General features: G+C 65.1%; 8 protein-coding genes. 7 read left to right on the forward strand and 1 reads right to left on the reverse strand.

Annotated features, from left to right (window positions below; translation table 11 throughout):
- Positions 1-905: 905 nt before the first annotated feature.
- A complete protein-coding gene (locus ACPDIT_RS02455; protein ID WP_423441232.1) occupies positions 906-4358 on the forward strand; it encodes an autotransporter-associated beta strand repeat-containing protein in 3453 nt (1150 codons plus the stop codon).
- A gap of 229 nt (positions 4359-4587) precedes the next feature.
- On the opposite strand, the gene ACPDIT_RS02460 is transcribed toward ACPDIT_RS02455, so the two are convergent.
- On the reverse strand, positions 4588-5730 hold the full coding sequence (locus ACPDIT_RS02460) for a hypothetical protein (RefSeq protein WP_423441234.1): 1143 nt from the start codon (positions 5728-5730) through the stop codon (positions 4588-4590).
- Between the two features lie 481 nt (positions 5731-6211).
- Here ACPDIT_RS02460 and ACPDIT_RS02465 point away from each other — a divergent pair, with 481 nt between their 5' ends.
- The 6 genes from ACPDIT_RS02465 (at position 6212) to ACPDIT_RS02490 (ending at position 15063) form a co-directional block, all read left to right on the forward strand.
- On the forward strand, positions 6212-6598 hold the full coding sequence (locus tag ACPDIT_RS02465) for a hypothetical protein (protein ID WP_423441236.1): 387 nt from the start codon (positions 6212-6214) through the stop codon (positions 6596-6598).
- 425 nt (positions 6599-7023) lie between these two features.
- On the forward strand, positions 7024-7878 hold the full coding sequence (locus tag ACPDIT_RS02470; RefSeq protein ID WP_423441237.1) for a hypothetical protein: 855 nt from the start codon (positions 7024-7026) through the stop codon (positions 7876-7878).
- Positions 7875-8570 carry a prepilin-type N-terminal cleavage/methylation domain-containing protein gene (locus ACPDIT_RS02475; protein WP_423441239.1) on the forward strand — a complete coding sequence of 232 codons (696 nt, stop codon included), beginning with the start codon at positions 7875-7877 and terminating at the stop codon, positions 8568-8570. The genes ACPDIT_RS02470 and ACPDIT_RS02475 overlap by 4 nt, the downstream gene beginning before the upstream one ends.
- A 1449-nt stretch (positions 8571-10019) precedes the next feature.
- Positions 10020-11564 (forward strand): Gfo/Idh/MocA family protein, encoded by a 1545-nt coding sequence (locus ACPDIT_RS02480; RefSeq protein WP_423441241.1) that lies wholly within the window; start codon positions 10020-10022, stop codon positions 11562-11564.
- A 204-nt stretch (positions 11565-11768) separates the two neighbouring features.
- A complete protein-coding gene (dacB, locus tag ACPDIT_RS02485) occupies positions 11769-13346 on the forward strand; it encodes a D-alanyl-D-alanine carboxypeptidase/D-alanyl-D-alanine endopeptidase (protein ID WP_423441243.1) in 1578 nt (525 codons plus the stop codon).
- 514 nt (positions 13347-13860) lie between these two features.
- Positions 13861-15063: a phospholipase A gene (locus ACPDIT_RS02490; RefSeq protein ID WP_423441245.1), complete on the forward strand. Its 1203-nt coding sequence runs from the start codon at positions 13861-13863 to the stop codon at positions 15061-15063.
- Positions 15064-15513: the final 450 nt, after the last annotated feature.

A 15513-nucleotide genomic window follows, 5' to 3' on the forward strand; every position in this document is an offset into this window, starting at 1 on the left:
TCTCCACCGGATCGACCTCACGTCGCTTCGCAACGTCGGCCCGTTCCACTCCGTCAACTCGCCGAGCCCGAAGATCCGTCCACCACGTCCCTGTCGAGCGCGTAGCGCTCGGCCCCTCTCATACGTCCGGTCGGCTCTCTCCAACAGCATCGAGTCGATCCATGACCCGCCAGCCTTGGTTGCTGTGAATTGCGCACGTACGGTGGTCCCTCCCAGCGAATTCCCGAGGCAAATCATGGCCCGGGCCCGTGGCGTCAAAGCCGTCCCTGCACGGCTTTCCCGTGTCTCCTGAACTGCCCGAGCTCTCTCCCGGGGAGGATTGTAGTGGGCCGCACTTGAGCACGCAGGGTGGGTACCGGTCCTGTCCCATCGGGAACCGGCCAGCATGGCTACGAACCGGGCAACGCAAGCTCCCGGGTATCCGTTCTCATCCGATCCCGGGTCTTCACCTGCCACAAACGCGACGGTGCCCGCCACAACCACCGCTCGTCTTTCAGTTCCAACCTGAATGGCCGCCCCTCCCGAACGGGTCCCTCGGGGCCCCCGAGCTGATCTCACGGTTCGACCTCGCCGGGTTCGGGATCCGCCAAGCAGATTCCGGCAGAGCTACCCGACTCTCCATCCTTGGAACCGGTATGCTCGGGGCGGCACGTGCGGTGCCGGCCCGTAGAACAGTTTTCCTTGCTATTTTTGTCTGTTCGATTCACATTGCGAATACCAAGCTGAAAGGTCCGGGGTCAGGCGATGGAAACCGCTCAGCCATCATCGGGGGCTCGTCCGGACAGGGGAAACGAAGGAACGCACCAACCCGGAACCGATCCCGCCTTCCCTCGCACCGTCGGAGCGACCGACTGCTCCCGTCCAGCGGCCCCGCTTTCCAGACTCGGACCACGGAGGATCCCACGATGAAAACCTCGCTCCTACTGCGAATCTTCTGGGGATGTTTGAGCCTGCCGGCCACGCTGTGGAGCGCCACCAACGAGTTTCGTTGGGATCCAGGGACCGGCGGGTTCCTCTGGCATTCGGCGGACAACTGGATCGGGGCGACCGGTATCCCGGACGATGAAACCGATCGGGCCCGTTTTGACACGTTGCCGGCGGACAACTCTCCGCTCCTGGACCAGGACGTGGCGGGCAACCTCGGAGGTGGACTTGGCAGGCTCGAATTCGATACGGCCGGATGGTGGATTCGGAACACGCCGGGAACCAGTAACACCCTGTATTTCAACAGCGGCCGTTATTTCTCGGGCGTGGCCATCGTAAGTCGTGGCGTTGGCCTGAACCTGCTGGATGTCTGGGTGCACTTCCTGGAGCCGCAGCAAGCCATAATGACAGCTTCCGGGAGCACGGTGGTGCTGGCCCGGGGATTGCGCGGCGGCTACGCACCGGTCATCGACTCGCTCGATCCCACCGCCAGTGACACCGGAACCGTGCGTCTCGACGCTCCGAGCACCATGGTCTCCGGCTCGTTCTATCTCCGCCAGGGCACGCTGCTGGTCCGCCACAGCAATGCATTGACCGGCTCGAGCCTCGACGTCGGCGGGGACGCGTCCGTCGTCGACGGTGCCTGGGCCCGCTTGCTCACGGACGCCGCCGGAGTTGAGATTGGCCAGAACATCACCGTGCGCAGTTACCCGGGCCACGAGGTCCGCGCCGTGCTGGGCGGCCACCAGAGCACCGGGTCTTCGAGCTTCACGGGCATCATCACATTGCATCGGGATGCACGCCTGGTCTCCGCCAACACCGACAGCAGCGCTGTTTCCTTCAACAACGTCATCACAGGCCCGGGGGGCATCATCAAAACCGGTCCCGGTGCGGTGGCTCTCAATGCGGCGAATGCATATGGCGGCCCCACCATCGTCGGGGAGGGCACTCTGCTGTTGGGCGCCGCGGGCGCTCTGCCTTCCGGCACGACCCTGGTCCTGTCCAACGCCCCCGGGACCGCGCTGCAGTTGAACCAGTACTCGCAAACCGTCGACTCGTTGTGGGGTGGCGGCCCGGCCGGAGGAACAGTGATCTTGGGCGCCGCCACATTCACGGTGGGGGGCGGGGATTTTGCGGGCGTGATTGCCGGATCGGGCAGCCTGATCAAGACTGGCCCCGGCACACTTCTGCTGCGCGGGGTGAACACCTATACCGGACTGACCACGGTGCAAGAGGGCGTCCTTCGGCTCGGCGTTGCCAATGCCATCGCCTCCTCCGCCGGCGTTTCGCTCGGCAACACGCCGGGCGTCTACCTCGATTTGAACGACAACGACCAAACGCTGAACGGACTGAGCGGCGGTGGAGCCGCCGGGGGCCATGTTCTCCTCGGCACGGCCAATCTCACCGTGGGTCTCGGCGATTTTGCAGGTGTGATCACGGGCACCGGAGGTCTCACCAAGACGAGTCCGGGCACGCTCGTACTCAGGGGGCAGAATCTCTATTCGGGCCCGACCAGGCTCGAGGGCGGGGTGCTCCGCCTGGGTGCCACGAATGCCCTGCCCCCGGGAACCACCGTCGAGCTTGGCGAAGTCCTGGGAACCACGCTGGATCTCGATGGGTTCCCGCAAGCGATCGGATCGCTGGCCGGCGGCGGCACGATTGCCCTGGGCACAGCGACGCTGACGGTGGGCGGCGGCGACTTTTCCGGTGTCATCACAGGAGCGGGCGGTCTGGCCAAAACGGGTCCGGGGGTGCTGACCTTGCGAGGCGCCAACCAGTACACCGGCCCCACCCTGATCCATGATGGCGTCGTGCAGCTCGGGACGGTCAACGCTCTGCCTCCGGGGACCTCAGTGGTGTTGGCCAACCAGCCCGGCGCAGCGCTCGATTTGCAGAGCTTCAACCAAACCCTTGCTTCGCTCTCCGGGGGCGGGGCCGACGGCGGATTTGTCTGGCTCGGGTCCGGCACCTTGACGGTTGGCGGTGGCAACTTCGCCGGCGCTGTCGTGGGCACCGGCGGCTTGACCAAGGTGGGACCCGGCACGCTGGTGCTGGCGGGCAAAAACACCTTCACCGGGCCGACCACCATTCTCGAAGGCACCCTGCGCTACGCCACGGATGACGCGCTGGCCAGCGAAGCACTCGTCCTGCAGGGACCTTCAGCAGTCTTGGACCTGGGCGGATTTTCGGAAACGGTCGGGTCCGTGACCCTGGCCGGAGGCGCGCGCATCGAAGGAGACGGTCGGTTGCACGGCACGAACCGGTTTGAATTCTGGAGCGGCACCGTCCGCGCCACATTGGGCGGTCCCGCCGACCTGCTCAAGAGCACCGAGGGTACGGTCACCCTGGCGGCATCGAACACCTTCACGGGAGATACCCGGTTGCTCGGCGGAACCTTGTGGGTTCAACATGCCCGGGCCCTCCAGAACAGCACCCTGGAGATGAAAGCCGGCGACAAAGGCACCTTGGACGTGGACTTGTCCCCGGGCCAAACGCTTGTCCTCGGGGGTCTCAAGGGCGAGCGCGACCTGATGCTTCGCGGACCGATCGGTCTGGCCGTCGGAGCCAATGACACCAGCACGGAATATTCCGGCCGGATTCTCGGAGCGGGTATCACTTTGTCCAAGGTGGGCTCCGGCACCTGGACACTCACCGGGGACCACACCTTCGAGGGGGTCACTCTCGTGAGGCAGGGCACCTTGCAGATCGGCAACGGTCGCACTTCAGGCTGGATTGCCACACCCGTGACCGTGGAAGCCGAAGCCACGATCGCCTTTAACCGGGCAGACGACGTCCGCTTCGACTTTCCCATCCAGGGAGGCGGAGGTCTCGTCCAGCAGGGCCCCGGAGTGCTTGTTCTTGCTTCTACGGAGAACGCCTATCAAGGACCGACCCGGGTGGAACAGGGCAGCCTCCTGATCGAGGGCCACAACCAGGGAGGCGGAGAATATCGAGTCGGCGGGTTCGGTCAGCCCGCCCGGTTGGGCGGCACCGGGATTCTGGAGGGAACCGTCTTCGTCGAGTCCGACTCGGTACTCTCTCCGGGACTTTCCCTTGGCACATTGACCATTTGGGGGGACGTCGCACTCTCAGGCACCTTGCGCATTGAGGTGGACGGCACGGGTTCGGGCTTCACCGACCTGCTGACGGTGTTGGGCTCGCTCACGCTCGGTCCCACCGCCACCCTGGAGATCCAGGAATGGAGGCCTGTGGATGACGAGGCGTATATCTTCGCGTCCTACGAAAGCTTGTGGGGCCGGTTCGTGGACGTGCGCGGTTTGCCCCCGGGTTACATGATCGATTACAATTACCACGGCGCTCGCCAAATCGCACTGGTCGTACCCGAGCCTTCGATCGTGGCGCTCATTGGGGTCGGCGCGCTGGCCTGGAGGCTGCGACGGAACAAGACGCTTCCACACATCCCCCGGGCCTGAAATCGAGATTCGAGAAAGGCCCCCGGAGCCTTCCCAGGCGAAACCGCTCCTAGCCTCCCGCAGTCTGCCTTCGGGGGCACGGGCAGGACGACGCGGCCCTCGGCGTCGAGATTTCTGCGAGTGGGGCGGCAGCGCAGCGCCTCCCCGAGCCCGGCTTCGAGAATAATCCTGCGTCCCCCTGGGCTTCTTCGGGGGCCGGCCCGGTCGGGCCCCGCGGCGGGACGCAGGTTCAGCTTGTCACAGTTTCCCGGGGTTGGGGCGACCTGGCCGGCCGGGTGGCACCCACAGCGTGGGACCCCAGCATCGTGAGGAAAAACAGACCGATCGCCACCGCGTTGCCCGCCGCACCCCATGCGCGGCCGGAAGCCCAACCGGCGGCATCCGCCATCAATCGGAGCCCCAGGGACCCATGGAGAACGACCAGCGGGGCATAGCTCCAGGCCCGAAACACGACCGGCAAGCCGAGCACTGAAGGAAAGATTACCGGGGCGTGGCCGAAGATCATCGAAAAGACAAATCCCACGAAGAAGGCATGCAACGCACCATCGTACGCAACCCCGCTGCTCAGGGGCCATACGCGCGCAATCCAGACGCCGGCCAGGAACAGCCAGAGGTAACCAGTCAGCAAACACACCGCCATGAAGCGGGGTAAACCCGGGAACCGCAGCGTGCGCCATGCCAGGTCGAATCGCGTCAACCACAGGGCCGTGGCGGCAACCGCCGCTCCGAGGAGGATCCCGCCCCCGCGAGCATCCCAGCTGCCCATCGCCAAACCTGCCAGCGCCACGAGCACAAAGAAGCCCAGCAACGCCCGTGCTCCGCGGACGGGCTTTTGGAACCGCGTCAGTTCGAGCCGCTCGCCTGTGATGGTCCACAACAAAAACAACAGCCAGCAAAGCACTACCTGGGGAATCTCCCGTCCCCGGGCCCATTGCAGGTTCCCCCACAGCCACACCAGCGCCCCCAATCCCTGCAGCGCGTTCGACCAGGCCGGCTGGATCCGATAAATGCGGAGGGTTACGGCCACAAATACTAGGCTGCCCACGGTCAGGGTCCAGCGGGGGCCGCTTCCCAACATCCCGGCCGCGACCAGCACGCCCCCCAGGCCGCACAACAAGGGAGACAAATACGCCCAACCCGCACGCAGTCCCACCGCACGCTCCAAGCCGATGAGCGTGCCGAGGAAACCGCACACCATGAGCGGTCCATGAAAGGTCAGCCAGTTCGCATGGTTCACGGGCAGCGGAAGCGGGAGCATGGCGCGCAACAAGCCGCCCCAAATACCGGCCACCATACTGGCAATGCCCATCAACAACAGCATGACCCGCAAGGCCCGCTGTACCCACGGCCGCTTTGTCCATTCGAGCCTCATGGCCATATCCGCTCCATGTCGGCGCCTTCTGTTTCCGATTCCGGGGATGCAACCTTTTGCGTCGCGACAACGCGCCTCGTCGAAAGCGCCGGCGGGGCATCCATCCGGTACGCAGCTCTGACTCTACCGGGCCCGGACTGTATTTGCATCTTCACAGCCGGTGTTCGGCCCGTCCCCGTCAGTTCGTTGGCACCATGGTACGACGCGTCCCCGCTCTGCAGCTTGATGCAGGTCAATGTCCATGCCTGGGTCGGTCGGCCGACAAAAGCCCGCGCACCCCGGAAAGCCGACTTCGGAAAACACGTTCCGCAGGCACCCGCGCAGGAGCCGCCATGGCGACCCGGTTCGCAGACCATTCGCTACGCGACCTGTCTCCACTTTTTCATCCGTGATCCGAAGGGCCGAAGATCCCTCGGCAAGGCCGAGCTCCGGAGTCCGTGCAGTTTTGACAAGTATGCGTCCTGCGCTAGCATTTCGCCGCGTGAGCATACGGTCGAAGATCGGGATTTGTCTGGTGCTGACCCTCTCGCTGGGTCTGCACTGGGCTTTGCTTCAGACCGTGGCCTGGACCGGGATGCTCGTCCGTTACAGCCGGGAGGGTTCACTGGCCGAAGCCATTGCCAAGACCTTCGACGGCCGACATCCCTGCTCGCTCTGCAAAGTTATCGCGCAGAGCAAGGCCGAGCAGCGAGACAAAGAGAAACACGTCCCCTGGTTTGCAGGTTCCAAACTCGACCCGGCCGTTCCCGGCCTGACCCACACTGCCTGCTGGCCGCCCTCGGTGGCTCCCCTGGTGATGATCGAGCTTCCGACTCCCCCAACGCTGACCTGGGAACCTCCTCACCCCCCACCTCGGAGCCGCGCTTGAGGCGGTTTCTGCCCGGGTTCGAAGCGGGCATGGCTGCCCGCCCGCGCCGCGGCTGAAGGCGGGAAAAACTCCATCATCGCAAGCGTCGGGGACCTGGCACTCGGTTCCCTGGATGATCTCCGGCCCGACAGCCCGGCAACCGTGGGCATGCGCCCAAAAGCCGCGATCGCTGCACGCGGGGGCTTCGGTCACGGGGAATACAAGCCCGATGACCGCATTTAACCCGCACCGAGAGCGATCCAGAATGTCGACCCCTCCGAACAACGGGCAGAGCTGCCACGGCCCCGAAGTGAAGGCCTTGGAAGCGGGCTCCCGGGTCCCCTGACACCGGGCAGGCCAGGGACCGCAAGCCGGCCTCCAGGGTGCAAAAGCTGCTTTTGGCGATGGAAGTAAATCGGCCTGCCCGTGAAACGCGTAACGGAGCCATGAAACGAAGTGTACTGGACCTTCTGCTGAATCGTTTGTCTCGACGTGAGAGGAATCTGGCGGGCGCCGTGCTCGTTGCAGGGCTCTTGGCCACCAACAGCCCGGCCGCCGTGCTGACGACCGTTCCGATGCAAGGAAGCATGGTTATGCCCATGATTTCGTACCATGCCGAACACGGCCATCTGCATGTAACCATGCCGACCGAGATCCCACAATTGACGCCACTTCTGGTGAGTCACTCCGGTGACCGATTCGATCCCGCGGATCCGTGGTTCGACGATCTGGATCCCACGCGACGCGGGCTCTCGTTCAGCCGGCGCTATGGGTTCGTGATGGACACCATGACGGATCCACTGCCGGACGGGACCGTGATTTACCTTCGCAAGCTCGAGGGGCCGCCGGAGCTCGGATTTTATCGGTACTCCGGTTCCGCGCCCAAATTATGGCAGCCGATCTTTGGCACCGCCGGGTCGCCCGACGCCCTCGAGTGGAACGGGATGATGTTCCACCCTGCGGTAACCGCGCCGCCGGGCACGAACCGGTATCGTGCGGTGTTCGAGGCCTATCTCGTCCACCGGGCCACCGGGACGCCGGTTCCTCATTCCTCGACCGGACCGTTCACACTCGAATGGACCAACGTGCCCGACGGACGACCGGCGTTGGCGATCGCCCTGAAAGTGGAGCTGCGCTGGACCGCCGAGCCGGGCGCGTGGGTGCTGGAACAAACGGATGATTTGAACTCCGGCGCCTGGGTGACCGTCCCGGTTGAGCCGGTGCAACAGGGTGACTCCCTGGCCGTGTGGGTGGAACCTCGGGCCGCAGCAAGGTTCTATCGGCTCCGACCGGCTCCATGAAAACGCGCCCGTCCCTGGGAATGGGTCGTTGGCGCGGGCACCGGCCCGCCGGCGCCCGCGCCTTTTCCCTCATCGAGCTTCTGGTGGTCCTGGCCATCGTGAGTCTGCTGGCGGCGCTCCTGTTGCCCGCCCTGGCCCGTGCCAGGGCCCGGGCTCAGGGTGTCGTCTGCGCCGGGCAACTCCGTCAGCTCGGAATCGCCGTACGGCTCTATGCGACCGATCACGACGATTTCCTGCCGCGGAGCCAGCACTCTGCTTTCGCCCACAAAGAGCGACCTTGGGGAAGCGCATTGGCTCCCTATCTGGGAGGAAGCACGGAATCCTGGACGCAGTTGTTGGCCACGGTGTATCACTGCCCGTCCGATTCCCGCGTCGGCGCCTGGAGTTACGGAATCAACGTGTACTTTGAACTCGGTCCGGAGGACGACTACGAAGGCAAACCACAAACCTGGCGTCGATTCGGTTCCGTTACCCGGCCCTCTCGGACCATCCTGTTCGCAGAGAATCGGTCACAGGCGGATCATCTCATGCCCAACTTTTGGGCGCGTCCCGAAGATGCCGTCGAGGTGGCCCACCAGCGACATGCCGGGCGCGCCAACTATCTGTTTGTGGACGGACATACCGAGCGGACGTCCCTGGAAACCACCTATTCTCCTGTGCAGGGCGTCGATCTGTGGCACCCAGGTCGGTGACAGGCTGTGTCCCCGGGTTCACCAATTCGCGCCCTGCCCGGGTGCGGCCGCCGAGGCGCAGCCCCGATTCTTTCGCCGGCCAGGCGACCAGGCGCAGAGCCGTGGCCATCCCAGAGTCGCAGCCCAGGGAATGCCTCCAGCAGGCTGTTGAACAAGGCTTTTCTCGAGAAAAACATCCATGGACATCGACGCCATGCGCGGTCGCTTTTGCAAACAACTTTTCGAACCTTGTGGACCAATGGGTGATGCCTCCGAGTTTGCCCGACGTCGCCGTCGGACAAGCACGAATGCCGTTGCTGTACCGTAGCCGCTGCAGCAACGTGGCGGCCGATCCGCGGGAGAGCCTTCCGTCGACTCCCGTCGGCGCCTCCGGATTGGGGGGCGTCGTAGCCGCCGCTGTCCGGCGGCGGACCAAAGACGCCGAAGACAGATGCCCCACTTGGGAGCACAGCCCCCGCAGCAACGTGAGTGGCTCCGGGGGATCAGCCGACTCCCATTGGGGGCCACCCCGTTCAGCTCGCGCCCACGTTCTACCGTCTTTGCGAGCTGGTGGACTGGCGGGTGCCTTTCGCACCTCCGAGGGAAAGTTGCCCGACTCGGACCGGCACCCCTCCACACCCCCGCCGCCACCAGGGCACTTGACTGAGGATTCGCCGGAACACCCAGGGATGCCGTTTCCGCGTTCGGTAACCGCCGCAGCAACACGGGGGCAGATCCTCTGGCTTTGCAGCGACCTCCGTCGGCGCCTCCGGATTGGGGGCGTCGTAGCCGCCGCTGTCCGGCGGCGGACCAGGGATGGGAGAACAGACCCGCCCGGGAGGGTCGCCTCCGCGGCAATGCGAGTGGAGTGCGGAGGATCCGCTCATCTTTTGTAGCGCCGCTTTTCGAAGAAGCTGGTTTTTCAACCACCTGCACAGAGCCCTCCGCGTGTGGGCACAGACGCGGCCCTGTCCGGAAAGGCCCGGTTCGCGACACAGGATCAGGGTCTTTCGCACGCTCGAATTGCGCGCTCAATACATCGCGGCACTGGGGGATCCGCCCCTGTGCCAAGCGAAGACTGCTGCCATCGGCATTGCCCGGAGCTTCCGACATGCAGCTCCCGGAGTTCCGAGGCGCATATCGCGGAAGTCCGATGCACCCTCTTCCTGCTTGCGGTGAATGACCGTGCAGGGGACTGGCCTCCACCGGACAACCAATCCGATGGACTCTTGCGGCCGACGACAGCATGCGCGTGCCCTGCACAAGCGGGGTGAAAGCGGGCCGTTGACGAGCTGCAACGCCTCCCGCGTGCGTGGATCCGAACAGCGGCAGCTTGGCTGCGGGATCTTTTCAAGTCTTTTCGTGCTGACTCCCAACACTGCGAGTTGCATCAGCGGCCGGGCCGCGGCGGCCGCAGCAACTGCGGGATTGGCAGCCGCGGGGCTTGAGCCTAGGCTCGACGGCGCCAGTATGAAACCTCGACCTTCTTCCAAACACCTCTCCGGAGGGGCGTGCAGCCGCCGTCGATTCCTCGTCGCCAGCGCCGCATCCCTGGCGGGCCTGAACATCGTCCCGGCGGCTGTTCTGGGACGAAACGGACATACTGCGCCGAACAGTCGCATCACCATGGCCTTCATCGGAACCGGATCGCAGGGGTTGCGGGTGATGCTTCAGTTTCTGCGGATGCCCGAGGTACAGGCCGTGGCCGTGTGCGACGCGGTGGAATCGGCCTCCAACTACCACCAGTGGGCGCCGAACGAGTTCGCGGATGCCGTCCATAAACTCCTGGAGACCGGGACCGGCTGGCAGTGGCTCAGCCCCAACGAACCCTTGCTGGAATTGACGCCAACCTTGCGGGTGCCCGCCGGAGTCTGCGGTCGGGAACCCGCCCGCCGAATCGTGGAGGCATGGAATGCCAAACGTCAGGGCCTCGTCTCCTCCCGAAGTTGCGCCAGTTTTGCCGACTTTCGGGAGTTGTTGGCTGCCGTAAAGGACCTCGACGCCGTGGTGGTGGGTACGCCGGATCACCTGCATGCCGTGGTGTCCGTGGCGGCCATGCGCGCCGGCAAGCATGTGTTCTGCCAGAAACCCATGGCGCGCACGTTGCATGAGGCGCGAAGGATGGCGGAGGTGGCGCGGGAAACGGGCGTGGTAACTCAAGTGGCGGTCGGTCCCCAGGCTTCCGAAGATACCCGGCGGTTGCAAGAGTGGGTGGCGGCCGGGGCGATCGGACGGGTTCGCGAAGTGCTCAACTGGTCCACACGCCCGCTATGGCCACAAGGGATCCCGGTTCCCCGGGACGCCCCTCCGATTCCACGGGAACTGAACTGGGACCTCTGGCTGGGGCCCGCCGCATGGCGTCCCTATCATCCCGCTTACCTGCCGTTCGTATGGCGGGGCTGGGTGGACTTCGGGTGCGGCGCCCTTGGAGACATGGGCTGTTACAGCCTGGATACGGTCTACCGGGTGCTGGAGTTGAGCGGGCCGTTGCGCGCCGAGGCCAGCTTCACACACCGCTACGAGGCCAGCTTTCCCCAGGCTTCTCTGGTGACCCTGCAACTGGCCGCCCGGGGGAATGGCTCTCCGGTCACTTTCCACTGGTTCGACGGTGGGTTGCGCCCCTGGCGCCGGCCCGAGCTCGATGCGGGACAAACCTGGGAGGCGGAAGGGCTGCTTTTCGTGGGCGAGGAAGGCTCCATCTTGTGCGATTTTGTCGGAGGACGTCCCCGGTTGTTGCCCGCCTCGCGCCGGCAGTCGTTCCGGGAGCCGCCCCGGACGCTGCCCCGCTCGCCCGGCAACGAGCGCGAGTGGGTCGAGGCCATTCTGGATCGGCGCAAACGCACCGGGGCGAATTTCGAGTTCAGCGCCCGCGTGACCGAGGCGCTCTGTTTGGGCAATCTCGCCGTACTCACGGGCGAGCCTCTGGAATGGGACAGCGCCACGCTGCAGTTGCGGGGATCAGCCCGGGCTCGGGCATGGGTGGCCCCACCCGCCCGCGAAGGCTGGGCCATTTAGAACGGACCGCAACCCGAGCGATCGAATGCGTCCTCGGCCCGGTTCTCACGGATTCGCCCCCCGGCCGTCGGCTCCATTTGCGAAAGCAGCAGCCTTCCCCGTCGGTCCAGCCCTCCCGGCAACTCTTTTGCCTTCGCGCCCCCACCGGCGGAAGCATGAGGCTCGAGCATCGCCGTCCGTTCCGGTAAGTTGCCGGCAGGAACGATGAAACGCTTCGCGAGGATCGGCCCGACCGTATATCTGGGGCTGCTACTGGCATGCGGGATACCGCACCCGGCAGCTCCGCAAACAACGAACCGGATCACCCCTGCGAAGCCACCAAAGGCCGAGCTCGTCGAGAAACTGCGTGCCCGCTTGGCAGACCCGCGCTTTGCCCATGCCCAGTGGGGCGTTTGCGTTCAGCGTCTGGATTCCGGAACAACCGTCTTCGAGCACAACGCCAACCAGCTGTTCAGTCCTGCGTCGATCACCAAGCTGTTCACCGCCGCCCTGGCCCTGGACCGACTCGGTCCCGCGCATCGTTTCTCCACGATCCTCCGCTGCGAGCGGGCGCGGTTGGCTCAAGGGGTGCTGGCCGGGCCGCTGATAGTGGAGGGCCACGGCGACCCGGGTTTCGTCTGGGAGGAGGAAGCCCCGAACCCGTTGCGATCCTTTCAACCTCTGGTCGAGATCCTCCGCGAAGCCGGTATCCGCGAACTGTGCGGAGGCATCGTCGCGGTGGACGGATTTGACCGCGCCTCCTCGCCCGCAGGCGGCCCGCGTTTCGGGCCGGGTTGGACCTGGGAAGATCTGATTCACGGTTACGGAGCCGCGCTGTCCGGCCTAATGGCCAACGAAGGCAAGGTCCGAGTCCGGGTCCGTCCGGGAGCCGGGCCCGGAAAACCTTGTGACATTCGTTTGCATCCGGTTTCCGGGGGACTTCAAATCCAAAACGCGACCCGGACCGTAGATCTTGGAGGGCCTCGTAAGATCGCTCTGCGACGCATGGCGGGGCGGCCCACGCTGCATGTCACAGGCTGTCTGCCCTCCGACGATCCCGGCTGGGAAACGGACGTGGCCGTGCCGGATCCGGCGTACCTGTTTCTGGAGCTGTTCCGGCAGGCGCTCGAACAAGAGGGCATCCGCGTGGCCGGACCCTTGGACGTCCACAGGGACCCCTTGTCGACGCATCACGTCGTTCCGGATGCGGAGCTTGTGGAACTGGGTCGCACCGAATCGGCGCCTCTGGAGGCTTTGGTCCGGACCATGCTGAAAGACTCGCGCAATGTGCATGCGGCGCTCCTGTGGACAGCCGTGGGCTTGAAGTGCGAGGGCTCGCAGGCCCGCCCTGGTTCGACCCCGGACGAGGTTGCCCAGGCGCAACTCTCGAGGTTTCTGACAACTCTGGGGATCCCGGCCGATGAGGTGCACCTGGAGGAAGGCTCGGGCCTTTCGCGGAACAATCTCGTAACTCCTCGTGCCGTGGTGGCCCTCCTGCGAGCCATGCGCCGGCATCCCGCGGGCAAGACATTTGAATCCGGCCTGCCCGTGGCCGGTGTGGACGGCACTCTGGCCGGGCGGATGAAAGGGAGCCCTGCAGAAGGTCGGGTCCGCGCCAAGACAGGTACGTTGCGGTGGGCGCACGGGCTGGCCGGCTACGTCAACCCCCCGACGGGATCGCCTCTCGTGTTTTGCCTCTTGCTGAACCGTTATACCTCCGGACCTTCGGATCCATCGCCGCCGGCCGAGTTGGACGCACTCGCGGAGTGCCTGGTCGAAATCTCGTCAGATTCAATCCCGTGACGCCTTTTTTGATCCCGCGCCTGCTTCCGTCCAAAACCAGCGTCGGCGGGGAAGAACCCGCACTTCCCGGCCAAGTCGGGAGTACAAATGGCCACCTTGACGAGGCCCGTCGCTCGCTCCTGCGGCCCGCGTTTGTACCAGGCCCCGCACTTGCCCTTGCAACCACATTCACCATCGAAGCCTGAATGATGGCAACGGTTCCGGCCCGACTCCGAAAGGCCGAGATGAGAGGTGCGGCGAGTCCCCGTGGGGCACCCATGGGCACGATCTGCAGCTCCGGGACCAGCCGCGCCGAGGCTGAAACCCCTGTGCGAGAGATCTGGGGTCCTCAAGCCGGGTCCGGTCCTCGCACTTGTTCCACCCTACAGTGCGCAAGCCTTCTCGGTCCTCTGCCGTCGGGTGAGGTGCGCCCACCCGATGCACGGATTGTGTTTTGACGGGCCGAGCGTTGCGGGGCATGGTGCCCGGCATGCACGTAAAGACGTTTCGCTGCAGAACGGCATGGATGGCGTCCATGCTCCTCGGTGCTTTCTTTGTCGGGGCGCAGAACGAATCCGGCCCTGCTTCCGTAACTTGGACGCTCGTGGACTGGCCGGCCCGGGTCGCTGCCGGAGAATCGTTCGCGTTTACCCTGGCAGCCTTAAATCCGGCGCCCACGCCAGTCGCCTGCGCCTTTCCCGCGAAGTTGATCGGCCGACTGGAGCTGGACGTTCGGCAGTGGGAGCTGGTGGCCGAGGTCGAGGAGCAGGACCGGGGTCGTCAAGCCTCGCTGTCAGAGGGTTCCTTCGCACTGCGGCGTTATCGGGTGGTCGTTCCCGCCGGAGTGCGCGGCACGGGCATGGTGGAGTGGTCGTGGCCTCACCTGCCCCGGGTCGGGCTCACCGTGATCGCGCCCGCGTCCGCCCCTCCCCCACAAGATTCACCCTGGCCGCGTTGGTTGCGGGATGCGGATCCCGAGGCCGCGGGCACCGCCCTGGAGCCGGGCCGCTTTTTCAAGGAGCACTTCTTCGCGCATGAACCCTTCTATTTCATCGCCGGCACTGAGTCGCCCAATGCCAAGTTCCAGATCAGCTTCAAATATCGGGTCCTCAACGAAGAGGGTCCACTGGCCGCCCGTCTGCCCTTGTTGCAGGGACTCCACCTGGCCTACACGCAAACCTCGCTGTGGGACTGGAACAGCGAGTCCAAGCCGTTCTTCGACAGCAGTTACAAGCCCGAGGTGCTCTGGAGCTGGGACGATGTGGGGCCTGTTCGAGGGGCAGAGGGCTGGATGCGCCTGGACCTGCAGGGCGGCGTGCAACACGAATCCAACGGCAAAGCCGGGGCGGACTCGCGCAGTCTCAACATCGCCTATCTTCGTCCCTCGTTGACCCTGGGGCCGCCGGATGCCCTCCAACTCAAGATCCAGCCGCGACTGTGGGTGTACGTGGGTGGGCTGGAGGAGAATCCGGATCTGGCGGATTACCGCGGATATGCGGATCTCCGCCTGGTCCTGGGCTGGCCGCGCGGCCTGCAGATCTCCGCGCTGGGCCGCCTCGGCGATGACGCCAACCGTGGCAGTCTGCAACTGGACCTGACGTATCCCATGATGCGCGTGCTGACCGGCAGCCTCAGCCTGTATTTGCATGCCCAGTATTTCACGGGATACGGAGAGAGCCTTCTGGACTACCGCGAACGCACGGAAATGTTCCGCGTGGGGCTGTCGCTCTATCGATGAAAGAAACGTTCCCCCCCCCGGTTCCTTGGCGGGGCGGGACGCTGCAGAGAAACCCCCGCAGCCGCCATCGCGTAATCCCGCGTTGCGCGCGCACCGCAGCTAGCCTCTCAGGGAGCGGCGCCGAGGTCCGAGACATTCTGAAAGCCCGGGGATACCGAATCTCCAGGCACAAGCGGAGCCGGTGAAACGAGCAGCCCCCGCCGTGGGCTCGTCCTCACCCGAGCAATTCCGGCGAGCCCCAATCCGTTCCGGCACAATGGGCAACCGAAGAACAAAACCGTGCCTCACCCGCCCGGCTTGCATTCGGCTCAAGAATCCTGCGTCTTCGCGCCATGGTTCAAGACCTGTTGCCGTTTCTTTACCCATGCCCACAGGACAGCGGTGCTCAACACTGCCATCGCCCCGAGGACTACGTATCGCACCATGGGAGACCCCTGCGAAGCTCGCTTT

Source organism: Limisphaera sp. VF-2 (assembly GCF_049537125.1).
Classification (GTDB): Bacteria; Verrucomicrobiota; Verrucomicrobiia; order Limisphaerales; family Limisphaeraceae; genus Limisphaera.